The 24,150-nt window shown below is 54.1% G+C and carries 23 protein-coding genes and 1 other RNA gene; 10 read left to right on the top strand and 14 right to left on the bottom strand.

The window, feature by feature from the left end:
- Window positions 1–25 precede the first annotated feature (25 nt).
- Window positions 26–1,282 carry a transcription termination factor Rho gene (rho, locus tag P0D43_RS15575; protein ID WP_008250210.1) on the bottom strand — a complete coding sequence of 419 codons (1,257 nt, stop codon included), beginning with the start codon at window positions 1,280–1,282 and terminating at the stop codon, window positions 26–28.
- A gap of 122 nt (window positions 1,283–1,404) precedes the next feature.
- A complete protein-coding gene (trxA, locus tag P0D43_RS15570; RefSeq protein WP_159571900.1) occupies window positions 1,405–1,734 on the bottom strand; it encodes a thioredoxin TrxA in 330 nt (109 codons plus the stop codon).
- A gap of 155 nt (window positions 1,735–1,889) precedes the next feature.
- Between trxA and P0D43_RS15565 the strand changes: the two genes are divergently transcribed.
- From P0D43_RS15565 to P0D43_RS15535, 7 genes are all read left to right on the top strand, one after another.
- Window positions 1,890–4,406: a RecB family exonuclease gene (locus P0D43_RS15565; protein ID WP_394672911.1), complete on the top strand. Its 2,517-nt coding sequence runs from the start codon at window positions 1,890–1,892 to the stop codon at window positions 4,404–4,406.
- On the top strand, window positions 4,399–7,626 hold the full coding sequence (locus P0D43_RS15560) for a UvrD-helicase domain-containing protein (protein WP_394672910.1): 3,228 nt from the start codon (window positions 4,399–4,401) through the stop codon (window positions 7,624–7,626). The genes P0D43_RS15565 and P0D43_RS15560 overlap by 8 nt, the downstream gene beginning before the upstream one ends.
- Window positions 7,627–7,636: 10 nt before the next feature.
- Window positions 7,637–7,733: signal recognition particle sRNA small type (ffs, locus tag P0D43_RS15555), an RNA gene on the top strand.
- A 35-nt stretch (window positions 7,734–7,768) separates the two neighbouring features.
- Complete coding sequence (gene dnaX / locus P0D43_RS15550) at window positions 7,769–9,556, top strand: DNA polymerase III subunit gamma/tau (RefSeq protein WP_394672909.1); 1,788 nt, start codon at window positions 7,769–7,771, stop codon at window positions 9,554–9,556.
- A gap of 22 nt (window positions 9,557–9,578) precedes the next feature.
- Entirely contained in the window at window positions 9,579–9,905 is a 327-nt protein-coding gene (locus tag P0D43_RS15545; RefSeq protein ID WP_040512993.1) for a YbaB/EbfC family nucleoid-associated protein, read from the top strand.
- Between the two features lie 9 nt (window positions 9,906–9,914).
- Window positions 9,915–10,550, top strand: coding sequence for a recombination mediator RecR (recR, locus tag P0D43_RS15540; protein ID WP_394672908.1), 636 nt, complete (start codon window positions 9,915–9,917; stop codon window positions 10,548–10,550).
- A gap of 11 nt (window positions 10,551–10,561) precedes the next feature.
- Window positions 10,562–11,782, top strand: a complete 1,221-nt coding sequence (locus tag P0D43_RS15535) for a CaiB/BaiF CoA transferase family protein (RefSeq protein WP_394672907.1) — start codon at window positions 10,562–10,564, stop codon at window positions 11,780–11,782.
- On the opposite strand, the gene tal is transcribed toward P0D43_RS15535, so the two are convergent.
- Window positions 11,775–12,725, bottom strand: a complete 951-nt coding sequence (gene tal / locus P0D43_RS15530; RefSeq protein ID WP_394672906.1) for a transaldolase — start codon at window positions 12,723–12,725, stop codon at window positions 11,775–11,777. The two genes, P0D43_RS15535 and tal, sit on opposite strands and share 8 nt — an antisense overlap.
- A 128-nt stretch (window positions 12,726–12,853) precedes the next feature.
- On the opposite strand from tal, the gene P0D43_RS15525 reads away from it, so the two are divergent.
- Window positions 12,854–13,204, top strand: coding sequence for a hypothetical protein (locus P0D43_RS15525; RefSeq protein ID WP_341236765.1), 351 nt, complete (start codon window positions 12,854–12,856; stop codon window positions 13,202–13,204).
- Between the two features lie 3 nt (window positions 13,205–13,207).
- Window positions 13,208–13,714 (top strand): disulfide bond formation protein B, encoded by a 507-nt coding sequence (locus tag P0D43_RS15520; RefSeq protein WP_341236766.1) that lies wholly within the window; start codon window positions 13,208–13,210, stop codon window positions 13,712–13,714.
- Here the strand turns inward: P0D43_RS15520 and P0D43_RS15515 are convergent.
- Window positions 13,698–13,976 carry a hypothetical protein gene (locus P0D43_RS15515; RefSeq protein WP_394672905.1) on the bottom strand — a complete coding sequence of 93 codons (279 nt, stop codon included), beginning with the start codon at window positions 13,974–13,976 and terminating at the stop codon, window positions 13,698–13,700. The two genes, P0D43_RS15520 and P0D43_RS15515, sit on opposite strands and share 17 nt — an antisense overlap.
- Before the next feature lie 179 nt (window positions 13,977–14,155).
- On the opposite strand from P0D43_RS15515, the gene P0D43_RS15510 reads away from it, so the two are divergent.
- On the top strand, window positions 14,156–15,241 hold the full coding sequence (locus P0D43_RS15510; protein ID WP_159571930.1) for an HD-GYP domain-containing protein: 1,086 nt from the start codon (window positions 14,156–14,158) through the stop codon (window positions 15,239–15,241).
- On the opposite strand, the gene P0D43_RS15505 is transcribed toward P0D43_RS15510, so the two are convergent.
- The 10 genes from P0D43_RS15505 to cpaB all read right to left on the bottom strand — a co-directional run bounded on the left by P0D43_RS15505 (window position 15,238) and on the right by cpaB (window position 24,133).
- Complete coding sequence (locus P0D43_RS15505) at window positions 15,238–16,221, bottom strand: ATP-binding protein (RefSeq protein WP_394672904.1); 984 nt, start codon at window positions 16,219–16,221, stop codon at window positions 15,238–15,240. The genes P0D43_RS15510 and P0D43_RS15505 overlap by 4 nt on opposite strands.
- A gap of 8 nt (window positions 16,222–16,229) precedes the next feature.
- Window positions 16,230–16,532, bottom strand: coding sequence for a hypothetical protein (locus P0D43_RS15500; protein WP_159571936.1), 303 nt, complete (start codon window positions 16,530–16,532; stop codon window positions 16,230–16,232).
- Window positions 16,529–17,356, bottom strand: a complete 828-nt coding sequence (locus tag P0D43_RS15495; protein ID WP_394672903.1) for a hypothetical protein — start codon at window positions 17,354–17,356, stop codon at window positions 16,529–16,531. The genes P0D43_RS15500 and P0D43_RS15495 overlap by 4 nt, the downstream gene beginning before the upstream one ends.
- A gap of 6 nt (window positions 17,357–17,362) precedes the next feature.
- On the bottom strand, window positions 17,363–18,316 hold the full coding sequence (locus tag P0D43_RS15490; RefSeq protein ID WP_341236771.1) for a type II secretion system F family protein: 954 nt from the start codon (window positions 18,314–18,316) through the stop codon (window positions 17,363–17,365).
- Window positions 18,317–18,326: 10 nt separating this feature from the next.
- Entirely contained in the window at window positions 18,327–19,235 is a 909-nt protein-coding gene (locus P0D43_RS15485) for a type II secretion system F family protein (protein WP_341236772.1), read from the bottom strand.
- Entirely contained in the window at window positions 19,232–20,473 is a 1,242-nt protein-coding gene (locus tag P0D43_RS15480) for a CpaF family protein (protein WP_236550905.1), read from the bottom strand. Before P0D43_RS15480 ends, P0D43_RS15485 begins: the two co-directional genes overlap by 4 nt.
- 128 nt (window positions 20,474–20,601) lie before the next feature.
- Complete coding sequence (locus P0D43_RS15475; RefSeq protein ID WP_394672902.1) at window positions 20,602–20,736, bottom strand: hypothetical protein; 135 nt, start codon at window positions 20,734–20,736, stop codon at window positions 20,602–20,604.
- 26 nt (window positions 20,737–20,762) lie between these two features.
- On the bottom strand, window positions 20,763–21,788 hold the full coding sequence (locus P0D43_RS15470) for a CpaE family protein (protein WP_394672901.1): 1,026 nt from the start codon (window positions 21,786–21,788) through the stop codon (window positions 20,763–20,765).
- 24 nt (window positions 21,789–21,812) lie between these two features.
- The gene (locus P0D43_RS15465) at window positions 21,813–23,171 is read right to left on the bottom strand and encodes a type II and III secretion system protein family protein (RefSeq protein ID WP_341236774.1); all 1,359 of its coding nucleotides are present in this window, start codon (window positions 23,169–23,171) and stop codon (window positions 21,813–21,815) included.
- Complete coding sequence (cpaB, locus tag P0D43_RS15460; RefSeq protein WP_341236775.1) at window positions 23,168–24,133, bottom strand: Flp pilus assembly protein CpaB; 966 nt, start codon at window positions 24,131–24,133, stop codon at window positions 23,168–23,170. The genes P0D43_RS15465 and cpaB overlap by 4 nt, the downstream gene beginning before the upstream one ends.
- Window positions 24,134–24,150: the final 17 nt, after the last annotated feature.

Below are 24,150 nucleotides of genomic sequence, written 5' to 3'. Positions count from 1 at the left end.
TCACCTCGCCTCACTTCAAAGCGGATTACTTCTTCATCATCTCGAAAAACTCTGCGTTGTTCTTGGTCTGGCGAATCTTGTCCATCAAGAATTCCATTGCAGCGATTTCGTCCATGTCGTGCAGCAAGCGGCGCAACACCCAAATCTTTTGCAGCAAATCGGGCTTGATCAGCAGTTCTTCGCGACGTGTGGAAGAACGGTTGATGTTGATGGCTGGGTAAACACGTTTTTCCGCCATGCGGCGTTCCATGTGAATTTCCATGTTGCCGGTGCCCTTGAATTCTTCGTAAATCACTTCATCCATGCGGCTGCCGGTGTCAACCAGTGCAGTGGCGATGATGGTCAGTGAACCACCTTCCTCAATGTTACGGGCAGCGCCGAAGAAACGCTTGGGGCGGTGCAGGGCGTTGGCGTCTACACCACCGGTCAATACCTTGCCGGAAGAAGGTACCACGGTGTTGTACGCACGGGCCAGGCGTGTAATCGAGTCGAGCAAAATGACCACGTCGCGCTTGTGTTCAACCAAGCGTTTGGCCTTCTCGATCACCATTTCCGCAACCTGCACGTGGCGGGTTGCTGGTTCATCGAATGTCGAGGCAATTACTTCGCCGCGCACTGAGCGCATCATTTCTGTTACTTCTTCGGGACGCTCGTCGATCAGCAAAACGATCAAAGTGATGTCGGGGTGGTTGGCGGTAATGGCATGTGCAATGTGCTGCAACATGACTGTTTTACCCGACTTGGGCGGTGCCACCAGCAGGCCACGCTGGCCTTTTCCGATTGGCGCCACCAGGTCGATGATACGGCCAGTGTTGTTTTCCTCGCCCCGCATGTCGCGTTCCAGCTTCAGGGGCTGGTTCGGGTGCAATGGAGTCAGGTTTTCAAACAGAATTTTGTGCTTGCTGGCCTCGGGCGCTTCGCCGTTGACCTTGTCCACTTTCACCAGCGCAAAGTAACGTTCGCCGTCTTTGGGGGTGCGAACCTCGCCTTCAATGCTGTCACCAGTGTGCAGGTTGAAGCGGCGAATCTGGCTGGGCGAAATATAAATGTCGTCCGGGCTGGCCAGGTAAGATGTTTCAGGTGAGCGCAGGAAGCCGAAGCCGTCAGGCAGCACTTCTAGCACGCCGTCGCCGAAAATTTGCTCGCCGTTTTTGGCGCGTTTTTTCAGAATGGCGAACATCAATTCCTGTTTGCGCATGCGGTTGGCGTTTTCAATTTCAAGGCCACCAGCCACTTCAAGCAGGGCAGAGACGTGTTGCGTTTTTAGTTCAGATAGATACATGTTTGGCTATTTGTGTAGGTGGCGAACGCCGCGAGGTAAACAGGTTGACAAAGGGTGGGAGTTTTGCTGCGGTGAGGGGTTTTCAAGCCCGGCACACGCCGGGCGGTTTAAACAATATTGTATTACAGGTGACTGTCGATGAAAGCGGCCAACTGGGATTTGGACAAGGCGCCTACTTTCGTGGCTACCACTGCACCATTCTTGAACAACATCAAGGTTGGAATGCCGCGAATGCCGTATTTGGCGGGTGTTTCTGAATTCTCGTCCACATTCAGCTTGGCGATTTGCAACTTGCCCTGGTATTCCGAAGACAGGTCATCAAGAATGGGCGCAATCATTTTGCAAGGACCACACCATTCAGCCCAGTAATCCACCAGCACGGGGCCGTCGGTACTCAAAACATCGCTGTCGAAAGATGCGTCACTGACGTGTTTGATCAGGTCACTGCTCATTTAAATCCTCAAGTGGGTAATTGCTTTGGGGGTGTTCACAAAGCGTGTCCGGGTGATTAAAGCACACGCGCAGACCATGAAAGTTCTTCATTTAAGAAAATGCTATTCTGAATGGTACAGCGAAATCGAACTGAAACACAAACCAAACACGCGTTTTGACCCAACACATCATTTCCATTGACCCTTTTCAAGCCACACCATTCAGGCTTGCATTCGATTGGCTGGCCCAATCGGAACTGGATGCCCAGCAAGTATTGTGGGTCATGCCCCGTATTGAAACGGTGGGCAGCTTTAAACGGTGTTGGGCGCAGCACCACGCCGGCCTTGCCGCACTGGGGCCCTGGGTGCAAACAGCAGACCGTTTAAGCCAGCCCGCTGCCATGGGCCCGTGGTTGGCCTTGCAGGCCGATTTGGTGGGGGTATTGCGCGAATTGCCCTTGTTGGGCGGTGGTTCATCGCCCTCGCAGTTGTGGGGTTTGGCGCAGGAATACCTGGAGTTGGCCTTGCGACAGGTGTTGGTGCAAAAACGCAACACAAACGCGCTGGCCGAGTACGCAGAGCACAACACTTTTGCCTGGGAAGAGGCGCAAGTGGTGGCCACACTGGCCCAAACCTATCAAGCAGAATTGATGGATTTATTGCCCAAGCCGGCAGAGCCCATGGGCAGGCAGCCACTTCAAGTGGTGTGGTTCGACGACGGCGAGACCGTGCCGGGCCTTTGGCTTGAGTTGTTTTACCCAGGGGTCCCGGTGCAGGTGTTCAAATTGCCCGCCATTGAAGGTCCCCAACCCTGGCAAGCCTTGGGCGCCAGTCGCTTTGCTGAAAAACCCAACCCGGTGGTGTTACAAGTTGCGCCCGATGAAACCACGCAAGCTCAGCAAGCAGCCCATCAAATTCTGGAATGGTTGCGCGCCGACCCCACCACTGAAATAGCTGTGGCCGTGCTTGATCGATTGGCTGCGCGCCGCATGGTGGGTTTGTTGGCCAATGTTGGCGTGTTGGTGGACGACCGCACGGGTTGGCGTTTGTCCACCTCGAACGTGGCAGGCTGGTTTGACCACCTGTTGCAGCAATTTGTTGAGCATGGGCAGTTAACGGCGGTTACCCAACCCTTTACCGGCCTGCCACTTGAGCATTTGGAACCCTGGGCTTTCGGCAAATCGGGTAGCCAATACACCTTGGCGCAGTGGGCTGCAGCTTTCGCAGCCTTGTTTGAAAAACACGGCCTTGACCTTGCATTGCAGCCCGATGAAGCAGGGCAGCAGTTGCTGACCGTGTTGGGCCTGATGCAACAGGTGCCTGCTGAAACCGAATTTGATGCGAAGGAGTTTTTGGCCGCCTGGCGCAGTTGGGCCGAATCGCAGCGTTTCCGCCCACTCGACATTGAAAGCCCGGTGCGCATGGTGCCGCTGCTGAGTACACGCATGCGGCCATTTCAGCGCGTGTTGGTGTTGGGCTGTGCGCAGTCGCATTTTCAGGAAAGTCCGCCTGGTTTGTTGCCACCCGCCGTGGCACAGGAACTGGGTTTTCCAGGGCCACGCCTGGCCCGCATTCAAAAAATTTCCGCGCTTTATGAACTGCTTTTGCACAGCAGCGAAGTGACCCTGTTGCACAGTGCACAGGTGGCTGGCAAACCTGAAATGTTGTTGCCCGAATTGACTTGGCTTGACATTGTGTTGCGCGATTGCGCCAGTGTTGAACAACACTGGTCGAGCAGCTGGCACCGCACACCTGCCAACCTTGAAATTGAAGTGCAAAGACAACCGGAACAGGCCCTGCAAATTACGGCCTTGGGCAATGCGGGATCACTGCCCGATTCAATCCGCGTAACCGCATTGGACGATTGGGCCGCTTGTCGCCTGCGTTTTGGTTTAAAGCATGCGCTGCCTTGGCCGCAGCAACGCGAAGAGGCTGCCATGCGCTATGAACAATTGCGCGGTATTTTTGTGCACAAAGTGTTGGAAAAAACGGCGCAACACATAGTGTTGCCAGGGCAGCCAGTGAACCAGTTGCAGGCCTGGAAGCAAACTTTGCTGGATCAGGCCCGCTTGGTCTGGAACAACCTTGAGTTGGCGCAGCAGGCCACTGTTTATCCCTTCCTGAAATTTTTTGATCAAATTGTTCCGCGCCTTGCCGGCAAGTTGATGGAACGTCAAATTCAGGGCTGGCAATTCAAGGGGGCCGAGCAGAAGGTAGAGCACAAGCTGGTTCTTCAACCAGGTGGCGCGTCGCTTGCGTTGAAAGGTCGAGTCGACAGGCTCGACATGCGGGGTGATTCACTGGCCATTTCCGACATCAAATTCACCAACCCTGCCGTGTTGAAAAAACGGTTGGCAGATCCCTTGAGCCAGCCGCAATTGCCCGCCTACCAAGCCATGTTGAATAAGCCGGGCGCGCAACTCGATTTTTTGGGATTGCACAAAGACAAGGTGGATTGGGTCAGTTTTCCGCCATTGAGCGATGAATACCGAGAGCAAGGTTTTGAATCCTGGGGCGATGTGCTGCTCAGTGAACTTTCACAGGAATTGAATTCATTTTTTGAAGGCCAGGCAGTGTGGCAGGCCAACCCTGGCGATGCCTGTGAATATTGCGCAGTGCGCAGCGTGTGCCGGCCGGAAACACACCCTGCATTCAATGGTGGCGATGCGGGCGAGGAGGGTGAAGATGAGTAATTTCACCGCCACTGCCTGTAACCCCGCCAACAGTGTTGTGGTTGAAGCCTGTGCGGGCAGTGGCAAAACCTGGTTACTCACCGCGCGCCTGTTTCGCTTGTTGCTCGAGGGTGCGCGGCCAGATCAGATTCTGGCAATTACCTTTACCCGCAAAGCTGCACAGGAAATGCAAGAGCGCCTGTTTGACTTGTTGCGTGAATGCGCCTTGTTCAGTGACGACAAACTGAGCGCCTTGTTGATTGAACGCGGTGCACCCGCAACTGAAGCCAACCTGAAAAAAGCGCGTGCGCTGGCAGGCGAAGTGCTGACCAACTCCCGCGGTGTCACCATAGACACCTTTCATGGCTGGTTTGCATCGCTGTGCCAAATGGCGCCGCTGGCCAGCGGTTTTTCACGGCAAAGCGAGCCCACAGATCAAACCCTGTTCTGGATGGACCAGGCCATTGATGTGTTCACCGTCAACTTGCTGAACCAACAATCGGATTTGCTTCCCGCCTTCGATACCTTGGTCTCGCAAATGGACCGCGCCGTGGTGCGTCAGGTGCTGCAACATGCGTTGACCAATCGCGTGGCCTGCAGCCTTTGGTTGCACAACAATGTTGCGCCACCCTTGAATACCGTGTTTGGAATCGATGAGGGTGACGATTGGCCACTGCAGGTTTTGAAAAACCAGCATTACCTTGCGCAATGGAACACCGCCGCCCGCTGGCTGGCTTTGGGCACAGCCAAGCAGCAGGGCAATGCTGTGGAAATAGAAAAGGCGCTGACTGAATTGCGGGAAGGTGGCGACGCTGCCAGCGCATTTGAGCAGTTGAAAGCGGTGTGTTTGACCGCAAAAAATGAGCCCAGCAAAGCGTTCAGCAAACCCACAGCCGGGCAGTTGAAAGCCGGCGTGGTTGACACCGAATATGTGCAAACGCTGGAGGATTTGGCGCTGCAAACCGTGCAGGCCTTGCAGCTGGAAAAAGACCAGCTCGACATGCAGGCCACAGCCGCATTGGCGCAATTGATCGAGCCGCTTTTTGAAACCTACAAGTTGATCAAGCTGGAACAGGGCTTGTGTGATTTCGATGACCTTGAAGCCACCGCATTGGCCATGTTGATGAATGATGAGCAGCGTGCCTACATGCAACAAAAACTGGACACGCGCGTTCGTCATTTGTTGGTGGACGAGTTTCAAGACACCAATCCCGTGCAGTGGAATATTCTGAAGCTGTGGTTGCAAGATTACAGTGGCGATGACAAACCCAGTGTGTTTTTTGTGGGCGACCCCAAGCAATCGATTTACCGCTTTCGCCGTGCAGAGGCGCGTTTGTTCAACCACGCTCGCACTTGGCTGGTTGAAAACTTTGCAGCCAAAACACTCGAGTCGGATACCACGCGGCGTTGCGCGCAGGCGGTGGTTGACGTGGTTAATACTGTGTTTGAGCCGGGGCAAACCCGTGGCCAAACAGCCTTTCGTACCCATGCCAGTTTGGCTGGGGCAAGTGATTCGTCGCTAAGTGGTTTGAACATTTACCCCAAATTGCTGAAAGAAGACGGCGGCCCCGATGAAGCGAAGCGTGTGGTGCAAACCCTGCAGCAATGGCTGGGCAATGGCAGCATCAACAATTTAAGTGAGGTGATGGGGCTGGTGCGCGCCCACAAAAGTGGTGTGCCCCTGATGGCTGCTTTGCGTGAAGCGGGTCTGGCTTACACCATCAAAGACAAGGGTGAGCGTTACACCTCGCAAGTGTGGCTGGACACGATTGCGCTATTGGGATTTTTGAATGATCCACATGTCAATTTGCATGTGTTGGAATTGCTGCGTTGTCCGCTGATCGGGCTTTCTTCAGCCCAGTTTCAGGCATTGATTCAGGCGGGAAAAACCACGCAAGCCAACACTGTTTGGGCCACGCTTGAAACCCTGGCCCAGCAAAACGAGCAACCATGGGTGACCCTGCATGCGCAACTGTCAAATTGGTTGAACATGGCGCGTGCCTTGCCCTTGTTCGAAACCTTGTCAAAGGTGGTGGCCGATACACACGCTTCAGAAAAGTACTTGAATTCGGCTTCGCCCCGACAGCGGGTCATGATGGCCGAGCATTGGGATTGGCTGAAAGCCTGGGCGCTGGGTTTGAACAAAGGGCGTTTTCCGAGTGTGCAGCAGGCATTTGATGAGGCTGTAAAACTGCGGAACTATGCCAGTTCAGACAGCGAAGGCGCAGCGAACAACCCCGATGTACTGCGCATCATGACTGTGCATTCTGCCAAAGGTTTGGAGGCAGATCATGTGTGGTTGTTCGACGCGAATTCCTCGCCCAGGCCGGGCGGCAGCAATGCGGGTTTGCTCATTGATTGGGCTTTGGGTGAATCTCATCCCAACTCGGTCACTGTGATGGGCAATTTGAGCAGCCCCAGCCCCGGCAGGGCCGCTGCGCAAGCCATAGAACAACAGGCCTATGCCGATGAAGAAGACCATTTGTTGTACGTGGCACTAACGCGCGCGCGGTTCTCCATTCACTTAAGTGGCAGCGACAAGCGCGGTGCCACCAAGGGGTGGTATGAGCGCCTGCTGCCTTTTGCCACGCGCGTGCACGACACCTGGCCGCAGCCGAAGTCGCCCGCGCATGGTCCTGCTCAAATTGAACTAACTGGTTTGTTCGATCCACCTGCAACGTGGGTTCGCCCGCAGTTTCCGGTGCTGAAGGCCCTGAGTACGCCGGTGGGCAAGGTGGTGCCACGCCTTACAACGCCCGAGTTACGCAAGGGCACCGCTTGGCACGCAGCGCTGGAGTGGGTCGATGAGCTGGCTGTTGTGGAGTTCGGCGACTGGTGGGCAAAGGTGCAAGTGCGTTGCGAGGCGGTGTTCAAACCCTTGCAGCACGATGAAGTGCAGGATGTGCAACAGGCTTGCCGCCAGTTGGTGAACAAAGCTGATCTGCAGTCGTGGTTACATGCTGCGGGTGCCAGCAACAACCGCGTGTTCAATGAACTGGAATGGGTGCTGGGCGATGGGCGCGCTTTGCGGGCCGACCGGGTGCTTGAGTTGCCCGATCGATTTCTGGTTCTGGATTACAAATGGGCGGTCAACCCCGGCAATTTGCCGGGCTACACCCAACAAGTGCTTGAATACGTGGGTTTAGTTGATCAAACCCTGAACGAGGGTGCCAAGCCAGCCCCCACACAAGCTGCACTGATTGACCGGCACGGCGAAGTTCACTGGCTGACTTCGGTGTAGAATTCAGTTTGGCGGGCCTCCCCGCATGGCGTAGCGGCCAACTTGGTCAGGTCCGGAAGGAAGCAGCCACAACCGTGAAGTCAGTGCCGGGGTTCTGGCTCGCCTCTTACTTTGTTGGACCCAACTCTTGGACCCAATCTGAATGAATCAAACAGTTTCCCAGGCTTTGGCTCGAAAATGGCGACCGCGAGACTTTGATTCGCTGGTGGGTCAAGCCCATGTGGTCAAAGCGCTTTCCCATGCGCTAGACAATCAACGCCTGCATCACGCTTATTTGTTCACCGGCACCCGCGGGGTGGGTAAAACCACCATCGCCCGAATTCTGGCGCGTGCCGTGAACTGCGAACAAGGCATCAGCCGTACGCCTTGTGGCAAATGCCAGGCCTGCGTTGAAATCAGCCAGGGGCGCTTTGTCGATTTGCTGGAAGTGGATGCGGCCACCAACACGCGCGTGGATGAAATGCGTGCACTGCTGGAAAACGCCATGTATGCACTCACTGCGGGCCGCTACAAGGTGTATGTCATTGACGAGGTGCACATGCTGTCCACCAGCGCCTTCAATGCCATGCTGAAAACGCTCGAAGAACCGCCGGGCCATGTGCTGTTTATTTTGGCCACCACCGATCCGCAAAAAATCCCGGCCACCGTGTTGTCGCGTTGCCTGCAGTTCGCTTTGCGCCAATTGCCGCCTGATCAGTTGGCCGACCACCTGGCGCACATTCTGACCGAAGAACAAATTGCCTTTGAGCCTGGTGCCTTGCGCCTGTTGGCCAAAGCCGCCCGTGGCAGTGTGCGCGATGCACTTTCGCTGACTGACCAGGCCATTGCCTACAGCGCAGGCCATGTGGGTGAAGAAACCGTGCGAACCATGCTGGGCGCAGTGGACCAGCAAGTGGTGCACCAGTTGCTGCAAGCCCTGGCACAGGGCGATGGCAAAGCCCTGCTGGAATTGAGCAATGCCTTGGCCACCGCGAGTGCGCCGTTTGGTGCCATTCTGGATGAACTGGCTGCCATTGCCTATCGCCTTTCAGTGGCGCATTTTGCGGGTGGGCTCGATGCAGACGACCCCGACCAAGCAGCCCTGCAAAACCTGCAAGGTGCTTTCGGTGCAGAAGACCTGCAATTGATTTACCAAATTGCCACCCACGCCCGCGCTGAATTGCATTTGGCCCCCGAGGAAGCAATTGGTTTTTCCATGGCCTTGGTGCGCATGCTGGCTTTCAAGCCGGGTGGGCAAGTGGCCGTGGCGGGCAGTGCAGCCCCAGCGTCGGCAAAAGCGTTCGCACCGGTAGCACCCAAAGCGAGTGTGCCTGTTCAGCCGGTCAAGGCTGAAGTGCCGCAAGCTGTTCCGTTGGCCACTCGGCCAGCACCGCCGCCTGCACCCACGCCTTCGTTGCCTGATAATTTTGATGAGTCACCGCCTTGGGACACTGCCGATGATTTGCCGGTGGCCCAGGCGAAGCCAGCCGCACCAGCGCCAACGCTGCCAGCTGTGCATGCACAATCGGCCAGTGGTGATTTGCCCAGTGCGGCCAACTGGCCACAAGTTTCTCAGGAAGTGCCAGCTAAGGGCTTGACCCGCCAAGCGCTGGTGCAGGCCGAGCTGGTCGAAGCCAATCGCGACGGCGATGTGCTGCAAATTGTGTTGCGCACCGCCATCAAGGCATACACTGAACCAAGCATGGTGACCCGGCTTGAAGCTGCGCTTGGTCAGTACTATGGCAGCACCGTGCGTTTACAAATGCAGTTCGGCGAAGCGCAGCAAACTGCGCATGCGGTGCAAAGTGAAACCCGCAGGCAGGCCCTGGAAGGCGCGAAACAGGCTTTGCAGGAAGATCCGTTTTTGAAAGACATACAGAACTTGATGGGCGCAACGGTGGTCTCAGGTTCAGAACGCACGCTGAGCAACACAGGCCCAGCCGATATTTGACAGGAGAGAATTCAATATGAACATGATGAAAGGCCAACTGGCCGGCTTGATGAAACAAGCCCAGCAAATGCAGGAAAAAATGGCCAAGATGCAGGCCGAGATTGGTGCTTTGGAAGTGGAAGGCCAATCCGGTGGTGGCATGGTGAAAGTGGTGATGACCTGCAAGCACGATTGCAAGCGCATTACCATTGACCCCTCGCTGTTGGGCGAAGACAAAGACATGCTGGAAGACCTGGTGGCCGCCGCGTTTAACGACGCCGTGCGCAAAGCCGAAGCAACCATGACTGAGAAAATGTCTTCAGTCACGGCGGGCTTCCCCATGCCTCCTGGCTTCAAAATGCCATTTTAATTATCACCCATGAGCCGTTCCGCGTTTGACGCCTTCGAGGGCCTCGACCCCTTGGTTGATCTGGTGCAGGCGCTTAAGCGCTTGCCCGGTGTGGGGCCAAAGTCGGCGCAACGCCTGGCTTTTCATTTGTTGCAAAACGATCGCCAGGCCGCCACGGCTTTGGGTGAATCGTTGTTGAAGGCGGTGGCGGAAATTCGCCACTGCAGCATGTGCAACAACTTTTGCCATGCTGATGTGTGCAGTATTTGCAGCGACACGCGCCGCAACCCCGGCTTGCTGTGCGTGGTTGAAACACCTGCCGATTTGGCCGCCATTGAGGCCACTCAAACTTACCGTGGTTACTACTACGTGCTCATGGGGCGCGCTTCGCCGCTCGATGGTGTGCGCCCTGAGTCGCTGGATTGGCCCAAGCTGAGCCAGCGCCTGGACGACAGCGAAGTGAAAGAAGTGATTTTGGCCACCAACTTCACCAACGAAGGCGAGGCCACGGCTGTATTTCTCACCGATCGCATTCGCCGCATGGCATTGAAGGTGAGCCGCCTTGCCCGTGGCGTGCCCATTGGGGGCGAACTTGAATACACCGACCCCAGCACTGTGGCACGGGCCCTGTTGGACCGCCGCCAGTTGGGCACTGACTCCGACTGACGCTGATCTCCATGACCGACCAACACAGCAATTCTGAAACTGCACAAAACGGCCCGTTGACTGGTATTCGTGTGCTTGAATTGGGGTCCTTGATTGCAGGCCCTTTTGCCAGCAGAATGCTCGGCGAGTTTGGCGCGGAAGTCATCAAGGTTGAAACGCCCGGAAGTGGGGACCCCATACGCAAATGGCGTGTTCTCCACGAGGGCAATTCATTGTGGTGGGCTGTTCAGGCCCGCAACAAAAAATCAATTACGCTGAATTTAAAAGCCGAAGAAGGGCTTGCTGTGTTGCGCAAGTTGATTGAAAGTGCCGACATGCTGGTGGAGAATTTTCGCCCCGGTCAACTTGAAAAATGGGGCTTAAGCCCTGAGCAACTTCAGGCCATGAATCCTGCCCTGATTGTGGTGCGCCTAAGTGGCTATGGGCAAACAGGCCCCTACAAAGATCGCCCGGGTTTTGGTGCCATTGCGGAATCGATTGGGGGCATGCGTTTTTTGAGTGGAGACACCGATCGCCCGCCTGTGCGTGTGGGTATTTCAATTGGCGATTCCCTGGCAGGTTTGCATGCGGTCATTGGTGCCTTGATGGCTTTGCAGCACCGCCACAAAACAGGCAAGGGCCAAGTGGTGGATGTGGCTTTGTATGAGTCAGTGTTCAACATGATGGAAAGCCTGTTGCCGGAATACGATTTCGCGGGCGTGGTGCGCAAACGTTCGGGTGCCAGCTTGCCGGGCATTGTGCCTTCGAACACGTACACCTGTGGTTGCGGTGGTTTTATTGTGATTGGCGGCAATGGCGATGCCATTTTCAAGCGCTTGATGCTGGCCATGGGCCGAAGCGATTTTGCTGAAAACCCAGACATGGCCAGCAACGATGGCCGGGTGCGCCACACCGAGTTAATCGACGACACAATTGCACAATGGTGCAAGGAACGCAGCATTGACGAGGCACTGGATGTACTCGAAAAAGCCGATGAGCCTGCCAGCAAAATTTACAGCATCGAAGACATTGTGCATGATCCGCAATTTGCGGCACGCGGCATGATCGAAGAACATGCCTTTGGCGAGGACCGTACCCTGAAGGTGCCCGGCATTGTGCCCAAGCTCAGCGCCACGCCGGGGCAAACCCGTTGGCTTGGGCCCAAGCTTGGGGAGCACAATGCGCAGGTGTTGGCTGACCTTGGGTATTCAGCTGAAGACATTCAGCGGATGGTGGATGACGGCGTTATTTAAGTAGCAACTCATCCAGCGTCATTGAATCTTTCACAAATGCACGAATGCCTTCGGCCAGTTTTTCTGTACCCATGGCGTCGGCATTCAGTTCAAAGCGAAATGCGGTTTCACCGTTCGGGAAGGTTTCCCGTGCTTGGGCAAGTGCCCATTCGGTGTTCAAGTCCACTTTCAATGCCACTTCATCGGCTTTCAACTCGGCCAGCAGTTCGGGGCTGATGGTCAGCAGGTCGCAACCCGCCAGTGCCTTGATTTGCCCCGCGTTGCGAAAGCTTGCGCCCATCACTTCGGTGCGAATTCCATTTTGCTTGTAATAGGCGTATATGCGGCGCACCGATTGCACACCCGGGTCGTTCACCCCCGCATTGGCCGCTTCGTCCCAGGTGTTGCCTGCGGACTTTTTGTACCAGTCGTAAATTCGGCCCACAAACGGTGAAATCAGTTGGACACCGGCTTGCGCACAGGCGTGAGCTTGAATGGGTGAAAACAGCAAAGTCAGGTTGCAGTGAATGCCTTCGGCTTCCAGTGCTTTTGCTGCCTGAATGCCTTCCCACGTGGATGCAATCTTGATCAACACCCGTTTTTCGGTGTCAATGCCTTCCGTTTTGTAAAGCGACACAATTCGCTTGGCGCGGGAAATGGTGGCCTCGGTGTCGAAGCTGAGCCGCGCATCCACTTCAGTGGAAACCCGGCCTGGAATGATTTTCAGGATTTCAGTGCCGAAAGCCACCAACAGCCGGTCGGTTTGTAGTTCCAAAGGCTCATGGCCATATTTGATCTTGATTTGTTCCAGCAAAGGCATGTACTGCGGTTTTTGTACTGCCTTTAAAATCAATGAGGGGTTGGTGGTGGCGTCTTGGGGCAAAAAGGCTGCAATGGCCTGAAAATCGCCTGTGTCAGCCACTACGGTGGTGACTTGTTTCAGTTGTTCTAATGCGTTGCTCATGTCTTGATGGTAGTGAAAATTCAACGAAGTACGATTCAGTATAGGCGTTTAAGGCGTTTGTTTGATGAATGAAATAGTATCCTTTGGGTAGGAATTAAAAAAAACACAACAAACAATGAGTACCCGCCATGTATTCTGAACAAGAACTTGAACAACAGCCCTTGATTGATTCTGATCAATGGGGACGTCTTGAAAATGAACTGGGGCTTGAAATGCTGCAGGAATTTTCTCAAGAGTTTTTTGAAGAAACCCGTGAGATCTGGTTCGTACCAGGTTTTGATCCCTTTGCGATGGAAGAAAAAGCTTTCAAGTCCATGGCACATCGAAGTGCTGGTGCTGCCGGCACCATTGGATTTAAAAAACTCAGATTTGTATTTCTCTGCATGGAACACAACCCGCTGGGCGAAGAAACCCAGCGCTATTTGTCAGCCATGAGTACCATTTTTCAATCAACCCAAGATTGGGTTCAAAGCAAGTAATAAATGATGCAATATTCTTCCGCACGGCCTTGGGCCAGCCTTGGTCTGTTTATCAGCTTGGGCGCGTTGGCTGCCGCACTGTTCTTTCAAATCAGCAAGGAATGGTTTCCCTGTCCGCTGTGCATTATTCAGCGTTATGCCTATCTTGCAACCGCATTGGGCTTCTTGGGTATCGGCTTGAGCAGTCGTCAAAGCGTGTGGTCCAAGGTATTTGTGGTGTTGACGTTGCTCGGCTTTTTAGCAGGTGCAGGTGTGGCTTTTTACCATGTGTGGGTGTTGTCCAATCCGGCTCAAACCTGCGGGGTGGATCCACTTCAAAACACTTTGAATGCCTTGCCTTGGGTGCAGTACTGGCCCGATATGTTTATTGCAGATGGGTTGTGCACCGAGGCATATCCGCCCCTGTGGGGCTTGTCGCTGCCCATGTGGAGCGGTCTCGGTTTTCTGGCGCAGGGACTTGTGTTGCTGGTTACAGTCCGGAATCGTCAATACGTTAAAGGCTCATGGTGACCGGGTTGGCCAAGGTGACCCAAGTGTCCGTACCTTGGCAGGCCTGTTGTTTTCTCTCAAGGGTTTCCATATAGCCTAGCAAAGTGCCCAAAGCGTCCATGGCATTCGGGTTTTTGCTTTGCCTGATGGCATGCAAAATTACGGCCAGTGCGTCATCCAAGTGGGTATCACTGCCCTGTAAGGGGCCAGCCATTTGAAGCTCAACGGTTGCCGGAAAGCGAAAATCGTGTTTGGGTGTGGCTTGCAGTTGTATGGTTTGCATGATGATGAACCTGGATCTGACTTGATCCAAGAATCTCACTTTTGTGTTTCGCCCCACTTTCCGAATAAACCACTTTTTTTGACCCAGTTCAGCAGATCCCCGAAGTGGACTCCACCGATTGGGCGATCATTTTTTTGGCAGCTCACACGTTATGAATAAGACAAATAGGAGTCTGCCCCATGTTGATCAATATTTCAGATGCCCAGGTGGTGCAACCTTTGTTGCAACGAAAGTCTTTGTCGCCCGAGCATTTGTATTTGTATTCCGGCAAACGCTACAACCCTGCCACACGCGTGGCGGGTGAAAGCCTGGTGGCGCTGGAAACTGAACTGACCCAATCCACCTTGCTGTATCTTCAGGCACAGGATTTGTTTGAGGAGCTGGATTGTTGCTACAAGGTGCTGTCCAAGGCCCTGGTGGACGAAGAGCCTGAAACCTTTGTGGTCGTGATGGACGAACTTGCCGAGCGGTTCAAGCACATTGCCATTCATCATTTCGACCTGGCCTATGCTTACCTGGCTTGGCACACAGCCGACGATTACCCGGTGATGCACCACATGCTGGTGGCCTTGACTCTGTTTCGGGTGGGTTTGTGCAGTAACCGGTTTTCAGGCGGTGAGCTTACCTCGCATTTGAAAGCCGCGTTGACCATGAACATCAGCATGTTGACCTTGCAAGCTCGCTTGCGGGCGCAAACCGAGCCCTTGTCGCGCGATCAGCGCGAGACCATTCGCAAACACCCGGAGCAAAGTGCGAACAAGCTGAAATTGCTGGGTGTGAAGGATGAAATCTGGATTGAGTCGGTGCGCATGCACCATGAACTGCCGGATGGTTCGGGTTATCCAAACCAGATACCCAACAACAATGTGGGGTCGGTGTTGTTGAGTGTTTGCGATTCATTTAATGCCAGAATGGCCCAGCGCGACTACCGCAACAATTTCACGGCTGAACAGGCTGTGAAAGACTTGTTTGCTCATGCGGACCATTTGTACAGCTGCTTTACAGCCATCATTCTCGAGGAGTTGGGTATTTACCCGGCGGGTAGTTTGGTGCAATTGACCGGTAGCCAAATTGGTTGCAGCCTGATTAGGGGTGAAACCGCAATTAGCCCTGTGGTTTTGGTGTTTCGAAATTTACCTTCGCCAGGTCCCAGTGCCGCTTTGGTCGACACTTCTGCGGACGGAAACAAAGTGCGCAATGCTCTGCCCAGGCGTGACTTGGGCAAGCTGCCGGGTTTGCTGGAGTTGTTGTCGAAGGTGGTTTAGTTCGATCCGTGTTCGGGCAATTGCAGGCTGGCCACAGTTTGATTGCCCACGCGGTTCAAATTCAGGGTGATGTGATGGCGAGAAGCAATGCGTTCAGCGGTGGCCAGGCCAATGCCTTCGCCGTCGAATTCATCGTTGCCGTGCATGCGGTGAAATAGCTGAAATTTCTGGGCACCGTGTGTGTCTGAGAAGCCCACACCGTTGTCGATAATTTCAAGATTATTGGCGCTGCTTTGTCGGATGATGATTTTTGGCGACTCCACAGGTCTGGAGAATTTCACTGCATTGTCGATCAGCTCTTTGAAGGCTTTCATCATCATGGGTTTGTCAAAACGCCACTTGCCGTGAACCTGAATTTCAATCGGCACAGGCGAGAAGTCAAAGTGCTCATTCACCACCTGCATCAGGGTGTCGTTCAAATCGTGCAGTTGGATATCCAATGGGCAAACACCCAAGCGCAGGTATTCAATCAGGGCATCGAGCAGCACGCCCATGCGTTTGCCATTGCGGCGAATTTCCTCCAGTGATTTGCTGGCTTCGGGGGGGGCATTTTCACCCAGGTCATCGGCCAGAAAAAAGGAATAGGCGTCTATGGCGCGCAGTGGTGCCCGGAAGTCGTGCGCAATGGTGCCAGACAACCAGTTGAGTTGGCTGAGCAAGTCATTGTTCTCTTTGATTTGTCGCTGGGTTTCGATGTCGACACTTTGATTCAGCTGGCTGAGCGCCTCCTTCAGACTGTCTATTTCCGACAGTTGGGCAGTCATTGTTTGTTTGTGTGAGTCTTGGTTTTTCTCGATCTGCTGAAGTGCCAAAGCCTGTTGGCGCTTCAGTTCGCTACGTAGCTTGCTCGACAAGGTTTCCAGTGCAACTTGCTTGGTTCGCAAATCGTCAAGCTCAAGCTGTTGGCTTTTTGCCTGCTCGGGCGTCAACAGCCGTTGGCCAGTGACGAAAGACAGCAGTTTGAGCAGCAGGCGCAGCACTTGAAAATTTAATTGGTTTTGATGGTTGAAACTTGCGACACGGGTGCTTTCTGATCTTTCGCGCCAATGGAGTCGGTGTAAGCACGATACGCTTTACCTGCTGATTCAGCGCTGTAAGCTTCGACTTCGCCCCGATTGATGCCTTCGGCTTGTTCTTTTAGCCAAGTGCGCGTGCTCAAGCCGGTTTCCGCATCGGTGGTGCCTGAAATGGATAAGGTACCTTGAGAGTTGCTGGCTGTGTCTTGCGCACTAACGAGCAGGGGGGCTGCACCTAAGAGTGCAGCCAATATCCAGGGCGTGGTCGAGTTCATTGTGGGTTTCCTTTGGCGTCCAAACGCCTTTTGATGGAATTGGCTTGTGACATCACTTGGTTGCGTGTGTTGTCTGACCACTGCAGCCGGTCGGCGATGTCCATGGCCATGTTGAAATCGTCAAACACCAAACCCCAAAGGGCAAGGTTGGCCATGATCTTTGCATCACCGCTGGCCAGTTGGTTGGCTTTCATCAGCGTGTTGTAGGCGGGTTCTTTTTGCCCTTCCAACAGGTACACCAAACCAAGGTCCGAGTAAGCATTGATGTTCAATGGATCCACCTGAATCGATTTTTCCAGGCGAATCACGGCTGTTTTCAGGTCGCCGCGTTCAATGGCCACTTTGCCCAATCCGTACCAGACTGGTCCGCTTTTTTGCTGGCCTTGTCCGCTGAGCAGCGATGTGTACACCAGCTCTGCCTGGTCCAACTGACTGGTCTTGCGCAGCGAATCGGCGCGCAATTGTTTGCTCTGCCTGTCTGATCCCCATTTCTGGTCGTAAGCATCCAGATGAGCCAAGGCTGCGTAGGCATTGTCTTGCTCAATCATGGTTTGAACGAGTTTCAGGTGCAGGTTTTTCTCGCGTTCGGCACGGGCTTTTCTGGTTTGCTCGTCTTCACGGTCAAGTTCTTTGCGCTCGGCTTCAATTAGCGCGTCTTGAGTAGGGCTGGTAGCGCCAATGTTGGGCGAACTGGGTGTTATTGCCGGTTCCGATGCAGGTGCATTGGGTGCCTGTTGCGGAGTTGCACAGGCGGCCAGAATGAATGGCAGTGCCAACATGGCCAGTTGCCGGTTTAAATGCCCCAAAATTAGACGACTGCTCAACACGCTTTAACCCCCGACCCGTTCAAATGCACGAATAATGGAGATGATACCCGGGCCGCCAGTCATGATCAGAAGTGCTGGCAGCATGGTAATCACCATGACACCCGTCAGTTTAACAGTCAGCTTGCCCATTGTTTCTTTGGCATTGGCTCTTTCTTTTTCCACGAGTCGGTCTGAGAACTGTTTCAGAGGTTCCTGAACAGCGCCGCCAAACTTCTCGATTTGCTCCAAGACCTGCACAAATGATTTGAATTCGTCGCTGGAGTACATGTTGCTCATTCGCTTGAGCATGACAATCCATGGCACCCCCGACTTGACTTGAGCCCGGGATCTACGCAACATGCGGCCGGTAATGGGTACCAGGTCATACAGTTGCGAGGTCATGACTTCGATGGACTGGTCCACGCTCAGGCCGACACCCTGCAACAAACGCATCACATCGACCACGGCCACCAATTCACGTTCAAAAGCGGCTTCCCGACCCTCGCCCACGGTTTTCAGGTACCACTTGGGGGCCATGAAACCAATGCCCGTGACCGCCACCACCTGAATCATCGCAATGGGCCCGAAACCTGCATCCCAGTTCAGGAAAAGCCCGATGGCCAAACCAAGGAGTCCAAGTGCGATTCGGATCAATACAAACCGGCTAAGGTCCTCTTCACGTCCAAAGCCAGCCCGTCCCAGAAGTTTTTTGTCTTCATCTTCTACAAAGTAGGTAAATGCCTTGGTTTTGCTGAATTGCTGGCCAATTCTTTCGATTCTTCCGGTCAGCACACTGGTGGGCACCTGGTTGCGCACTGCAGCGGAGCTTTGAACCCTGCGACGAAGTTCGGTGTACTCATCAATTCGGGCCAGCGCTTTTTCTTTGCGGTTGCTTTGGCTCAACAGGCTCCAGGCCAGGCCGATAAACCCCAGCCCCAACAGGAAAATGCCAATCGCCAAAAATGTGTTCATGTCCATGGTGGCGCCCTTAAATGCTTTTGACCATGCGATAAATAATCGCTGCGCCTGCAATTTGCAGCAGTCCCGCGACGAACAGCAACATGCGGCCTGTATCGTCGTTCCACATGGTGCCCAGGTAAGCAGGGTTCAGCGTCAGAATAATACCGGCCAGTGCGGGTGTCAGGCAGCACATGAATACTGCCGACATGCGAGCCTCGGAGGACATGGCCAACATTTCCTGATGATGTTGTTCACGGTCGCGCAGGTACTGCGCCAAACGGCCCAGCAAAATATCGCTTTTGCCACCGTAGTTCAGTGCCAGCGCAACAACGGATGCAATCAGCTTGAATTCCGTCAGGCCATACACGCGCGACAGTCGGTGCATGGCTTGGTCCAGTTCCAGGCCGGCATATTGCATTTGAACAGCCAGCCCCAACGCTTCCTTCAGGGGTTGTTCGGCGTTTTCCAGTGCGGTGTTGAATGACACAGTCAGGCTGTAACCCACCGCGCTCACACGCACCACGCCATCCAGAAAGTTGGGCAATTGACTCAGCATTTGCAGCCTGCGTTTGCGCTGACGATACAACACATAAGCGGCAATGCCCAGAATGGCGAGAATGAGTGCACCGACGGCACTTGCGGCGCCCCGGAAAACGAAAGCAGCCAGCGCCGGTATCAGTGTGATCATGGCCACACGAATGCCCAATGCGCGGTCGATCGACAGGCCCGCTGAAATCAGGCTGTCGGTGATCCATTGTGGAATGTATTTTTTGCGAAGCGGATCTTTTTCCAGCGCCAATGGGTCTCTGGATTTGCTCAACGCGACATCAAGTCGACTTTCCGCCAGTTTGCGGTTTTGTTCTTCAGCACCCCGGCCCAGCAACAGCAGGGCCAGAGAGATGAATACCAAGGCAGCGGCGATCAGTCCGAATGTCATGTCAGGCGAATATGCGAGATTTTCGGGTTTTTGGGATAAGGCACCACAGGGACCCAGTTGTCCAGTTCCTGACCGTCCGGGCCCAGTCGGCTTTCATGGCGATACAGGTCTTGCAGCAAAATATTGTCGTCCACAATGCCAGCCACTTCCGTGATGCTGTAAATGCGGCGTTTGCCAGACGGCAGCCGCACGATTTGTACAATCAGGTCCAGTGCCGATGCAATTTGTCGGCGCAAACTCATTTCATTGCCGGTGAAGCCCGCAAAGCCAGACAGCATTTCAAGGCGGTGCAGGCAATCGCGTGGCGTCGAGGCGTGAATGGTGCCCATGGAACCATCGTGACCAGTACTCATGGCTTGCAGCATGTCGAGAACCTCGGCACCGCGTACCTCGCCCACCACAACCCGGTCCGGGCGCATGCGCAAGCTGTTTTTTACCAGGTCGCGAATCGAAATTGCACCCGCGCCCTCATGGCCACCGGGGCGGCTTTCAAGGCGAACCACATGGTGGTGGTTCAATTGCAATTCTGCGGTGTCTTCAATGGTGATCAGGCGCTCGCCGGGTGGAATAAACTCGGCCAGCACGTTCAGCATGGAGGTTTTGCCGGTGGATGTCGCACCACTGACCACCAGGTTGCAACGTTTGCGAACGGCCTCTTGCATAAGCTCGTACACACGGGCATCAAAGGTGCCCAAACCCATCAGGTCGTCTGCACGCAGCGGGATGCTTCTGAATTTACGAATGGAAACCACCACGCCATCGCGGGCCAGTGGAGAAATAATCACGTTGATCCGGCTGCCATCGGGCAGGCGGGCATCGACCATGGGGCTGGATTCATCAAGCCGGCGGCCCAGTGGTGCCAGAATGCGGCGAACAATGCGAAGTAGGTGGGCATTGTCGACAAAGCGGGCCTGTACGCGTTCCATGCGACCCATTTTGGACACATACACGTCTTTAAAGCCATTGATCATGACGTCTTCAACGTTGGGATCGGCCAGCAGGTCTTCAAGTGGGCCAAAGCCTGCAATTTCCTTGTACAGCGAGTCGGCCACGAAGGTGACTTCGGAGTCGTTCAGTGGAATCTGCTTGCCATAAATCAGACTTTGCACTTCACCTTGAATGAATTTTTCAAGGGCGCTGTTGTCCATTTTGGCGAAAGTAGCGCCTTTCTTCTCGATGATGGCCAGAATGTGTTCATGGGCCATTTCTTTCACATCGGCCAACACCGCAGAGTCCATGTCGCTGACTTTGGCGGTGGCAAACTGCAAGTCCTCGGCTGAATTGGCTGCATTGGATGCAGCGCCTTCAATGTGTTCAGGCTCCGAGGGCTTGGGGGGCGGCGCTTCCTGGCCGAAAATGATGTCACTCATTTGTTGAACCATTTCTTGAATGTGCCTGCAAGGCCGCCCTGTCCGTCAAGGTGTTTGCGGTTGGCATTCACTCTGTCGAGCAGTTGTGCGACTGCTTTGGCATACGGGTCTTTCGAATCGGCTGCGGACAATACCTGGCCGCCGTTGACGGCATTGATCAGGGTGCGCGCCGGTCTGGCAGGGTGTGTACCGTTTCAATGTTCAGTTTCTTGGCGATCGATTCTGCGTCCAGCGCAACGTCTTTGTGATAAGGCGTGACTACCAGGTCAAATGTCTGGGTTGCAATGCCTTTGTCGTTCAGACCTTTGATCAGCTCAGCGGCGGTCACAATACCGGGTACAGACTGAGGTGTCAGCACCATGGTGGAATCAGCGCTTCGCAGCAGGCTGGCCACAAATTCAATGTTCGAGAAGCCGCACAAATCAATCACGATATTCTCGAAAAAGGATTTGATCAGGTTCAGGAATTTCAATGCATCAGACGCGGAAATGTCACGCAAGTCGGCCAGGTTTCTGGGCAGTGAAAGTATGGCCACGCCGGTGGCATTGTTGCGGCGAAACGCGGTTTTTGCCAAGGTGGCATCGAAGCGTTTCAAGTTGCGCACACATTCCACAAAGTCCATCGCGCCCTGTTTGTCTTCGGCTGGCAAATGCACCAAGCCATCGCCCAAGGGCAAACCAAAGTCCAGCAGCAAAGTGCTGTCTTTGTTTTGTTTGGCCAGCTGCACAGCCAGGTTGACTGCCAATGTGGTGGAACCCACACCCTGGCGACCACCCAATACAACCAAGGCATAGCCTTTTCGCTCATTGCTTTGTTTGGGTGCTTTTTCAACAACGCCGGTCAGAATTTTTGTGACTTCTCCTGCACTGGAATCCAGGCTGAGAAAGTCTTTTACGCCAGAACGCAGGGCATTGACCACGTCTTCAGTCGAGTCTTTCGAGCCCATGGCCACAACAGGCAGGTCGGGTGCAAGTTCTCGAAGTTCCTTGACGATCAGGCTGGCGTCCAGGCCGACCTGTGGCGAGTAATCCACCACCGCCATGCTGGGTGATACCAGGCCTACGCGTTTGGTAATTTCGCTGAAAGTGCCAGATTCGCGCACCAGCATAAAACGATCGCCCACTGCGTCTGACAACCAAAGCCAATTGGAGTCAGACCCACTGATGAACAATATTCGGGGCATGCTTTGTTGCATCGCAGATTCCCTTTAATTGTTGGTGAAGCCAGGAACTGGCTCTGTTGCGGCGGGCAGGAAGAGTTGGCTCCACACGCTGCGTGGGCGCATGCCAACGTTTTGACCCGGAAGGGCCAAGGCGGGCGCGTCTGCTGCACGGGGTTTTACAAATCGTGGCGTAACGATGATAAGTAGTTCTTTGTCTTCCCGGCTGTAGGTGTTGCCTTTGAAGAAGGCGCCCAAAATCGGAATTTCAGACAACCAGGGTACCCGGTTGGCATTGGCAATAATGTTTCGGCTGATCAAGCCACCGATCACAAAGCTTTGGTTTTCACCCAGTTCAACGGTGGTACTTGCACGGCGAGTCAAGATGGCGGGAACCAGCACACCTTGAATGGACGTGCCACGAGAAAAGTCGAGATCGCTGACTTCAGGCGATACTTTCAAGGCAATGGTTTTGTTCGACAAAATGGTGGGTGTGAAACTTAAACCGACACCAAACTTTTTGTACTCAATACCAATTGTGCCGTTGCCAGAAGGCACGGGAATTGGAATTTCGCCACCCGCGAGAAACGATGCGTCCTGACCGGATTGGGCAATCAGAGAAGGCTCCGCGAGCACTTTGGCGTAACCGTCGGCTTGGAGAATATTCAAATTGGCTGTCAGATCGCCTGCCAAATTACTTAGAGTCAATCCGAACGCATTTGCTACCGATCCGGCATTGGCGCCAGGATTGGCAATTTGATAGGTGAACTCGCCACCATTAAATTGTCCGGTCAAGTTAATGCCCAAGCGCTGCAACTCACTGCGGGTGAATTCAACCACTTTCACATCCACTTGCACGGTGCCCGACGTTTGAATCGTGGCTTGGTCAATCAGCTCGGCTTGTTTTCCATCACTGCCTGGCTTGATCAAACTTTCACGTGCTTGCTGATAGGTACTGACATTGGGCGTTGAGCCTGACAATTTCAATACCTGCCCTTCAGTTTCAAGGTTCAGGTCTTTCAAGTTTGATATGGTTTCAGCCGCTTTGCCAGTGACAGCCACAGTGATTACCCGGGCCATGCTGGCACCACGGTCCCAAATCAAAAGCGATGTAGAGCCGGTTTTCAAACCGGTTACCAATACACCCGCATTTTTGCCGCCACGGTCGGTGGGTTTAAGTACGGTAACCGAAGCAATGCTGGGGTCGCCAATGGACACCCGTGCCGGTATGCCGGGCAGGCTGATGACTTTTTGGAATCCTGTGCTTAGAGTGAGCACAAAAGGCGTTGCGCTACTTGGCGCGGCAGGTGTTTGCCCAACTGCAATTTGCGGGCTGACCAGCCCTGCACAGGCAATCAGTGATATTGCTGCGACCACGCTTTTCAAGGTGATGTTGTTGTTCTTCATCGCGCTGTTTCCCGGGTTGTTTCGCCGCCACGAATCACTTCAACTGTTGCCGGTTCGGCTGCTCGTCGTGTGGTTTGCGCGGGTTTCTTGTTGTCTTTTGTGTTGCTGCTGCCCGGTAGCACTGTATTACCCAGCGATGTTCCTGCAAAGGCTTTGTCACTTGGGCTCAGTTCAATGGGAGGTTGGACCTTCAGTACTTTACCGTCAGGGCCTTTGACTGGAATAGGCTTTAGCACGGTGTCAGGTTGAGGGTACTTGCTCATGTCAGGAAGTTCTTCTTCCTCGGGGCTGCGCAACACCACAAACAATTCACCCTGGGTTTGCGCAATGGCCAACGTGTTGACGTCTGCGGTGGGCACCTCAACCATCATTGCTTTCAATCTGACCTGGCGGTTGTTTACATCCTTGTCATTGGCGGCATTGGTTGTTTCTGGCGCATTCACCAACTGGGAGCCGACAGACAGCACACGCAGTTTGGGCATGATCAATCGCGAAATTGTTTCTTCAATGTCGCGACTGTTAGATTTGAATATCGAGAACACATCGACATAATCACCGGCCTTGATCTTGGCGGTGGCCACGTTGTTTTCATCCAGACGCAAGGCAAAAGCACGATAACCTTCACGCACTTCAGCAGCCACCGCGCCTGACTCAAAATATTGATTGGTCACTGGCAAGCCCTTGCCAATGTTGAACAGCGGCTTCTTGCCAATTACATCGCCGATGTCGGTGAACGAGCCACTGGGGGCAATCGCAAATTTCTCGACCTTCAACATGTCGGACGTCACTGGCTTGCCAAATTGAATTTCAACTGTGCTGACCACCACCGGGAAACGCTCAAGCTCGGTTTTGATGGCTTGACCACCTTTTTTCACGTTCTGACCCGACAAAAAGGCCATGACCATGAAAATCAGTCCGATTCCCAATAGCAGCAGTGCGAGTATTTTTGTTTTTCCTGACATGTCGCGAAGGGCTCCCG

Origin of the sequence: Limnobacter sp. (genome assembly GCF_043511195.1) — a bacterium.
In the GTDB taxonomy this organism is placed as follows: Bacteria; Pseudomonadota; Gammaproteobacteria; order Burkholderiales; family Burkholderiaceae_B; genus Limnobacter.
This window is presented reverse-complemented; position numbering and strand designations above follow the sequence as displayed.

Excerpts from the sequence above, each read along its gene's own strand:
- rho (WP_008250210.1), bottom strand. The coding sequence starts at position 1,282 with ATGTATCTATCTGAACTAAAAACGCAACACGTCTCTGCCCTGCTTGAA.
- trxA (WP_159571900.1), bottom strand. The coding sequence starts at position 1,734 with ATGAGCAGTGACCTGATCAAACACGTCAGTGACGCATCTTTCGACAGC.
- P0D43_RS15560 (WP_394672910.1), top strand. The coding sequence starts at position 4,399 with ATGAGTAATTTCACCGCCACTGCCTGTAACCCCGCCAACAGTGTTGTG.
- dnaX (WP_394672909.1), top strand. The coding sequence starts at position 7,769 with ATGAATCAAACAGTTTCCCAGGCTTTGGCTCGAAAATGGCGACCGCGA.
- P0D43_RS15545 (WP_040512993.1), top strand. The coding sequence starts at position 9,579 with ATGATGAAAGGCCAACTGGCCGGCTTGATGAAACAAGCCCAGCAAATG.
- recR (WP_394672908.1), top strand. The coding sequence starts at position 9,915 with ATGAGCCGTTCCGCGTTTGACGCCTTCGAGGGCCTCGACCCCTTGGTT.
- P0D43_RS15535 (WP_394672907.1), top strand. The coding sequence starts at position 10,562 with ATGACCGACCAACACAGCAATTCTGAAACTGCACAAAACGGCCCGTTG.
- tal (WP_394672906.1), bottom strand. The coding sequence starts at position 12,725 with ATGAGCAACGCATTAGAACAACTGAAACAAGTCACCACCGTAGTGGCT.
- P0D43_RS15525 (WP_341236765.1), top strand. The coding sequence starts at position 12,854 with ATGTATTCTGAACAAGAACTTGAACAACAGCCCTTGATTGATTCTGAT.
- P0D43_RS15520 (WP_341236766.1), top strand. The coding sequence starts at position 13,208 with ATGATGCAATATTCTTCCGCACGGCCTTGGGCCAGCCTTGGTCTGTTT.
- P0D43_RS15515 (WP_394672905.1), bottom strand. The coding sequence starts at position 13,976 with ATGCAAACCATACAACTGCAAGCCACACCCAAACACGATTTTCGCTTT.
- P0D43_RS15510 (WP_159571930.1), top strand. The coding sequence starts at position 14,156 with ATGTTGATCAATATTTCAGATGCCCAGGTGGTGCAACCTTTGTTGCAA.
- P0D43_RS15500 (WP_159571936.1), bottom strand. The coding sequence starts at position 16,532 with ATGAACTCGACCACGCCCTGGATATTGGCTGCACTCTTAGGTGCAGCC.
- P0D43_RS15490 (WP_341236771.1), bottom strand. The coding sequence starts at position 18,316 with ATGGACATGAACACATTTTTGGCGATTGGCATTTTCCTGTTGGGGCTG.
- P0D43_RS15485 (WP_341236772.1), bottom strand. The coding sequence starts at position 19,235 with ATGACATTCGGACTGATCGCCGCTGCCTTGGTATTCATCTCTCTGGCC.
- P0D43_RS15480 (WP_236550905.1), bottom strand. The coding sequence starts at position 20,473 with ATGGACTCTGCGGTGTTGGCCGATGTGAAAGAAATGGCCCATGAACAC.
- P0D43_RS15470 (WP_394672901.1), bottom strand. The coding sequence starts at position 21,788 with ATGCCCCGAATATTGTTCATCAGTGGGTCTGACTCCAATTGGCTTTGG.
- P0D43_RS15465 (WP_341236774.1), bottom strand. The coding sequence starts at position 23,171 with ATGAAGAACAACAACATCACCTTGAAAAGCGTGGTCGCAGCAATATCA.
- cpaB (WP_341236775.1), bottom strand. The coding sequence starts at position 24,133 with ATGTCAGGAAAAACAAAAATACTCGCACTGCTGCTATTGGGAATCGGA.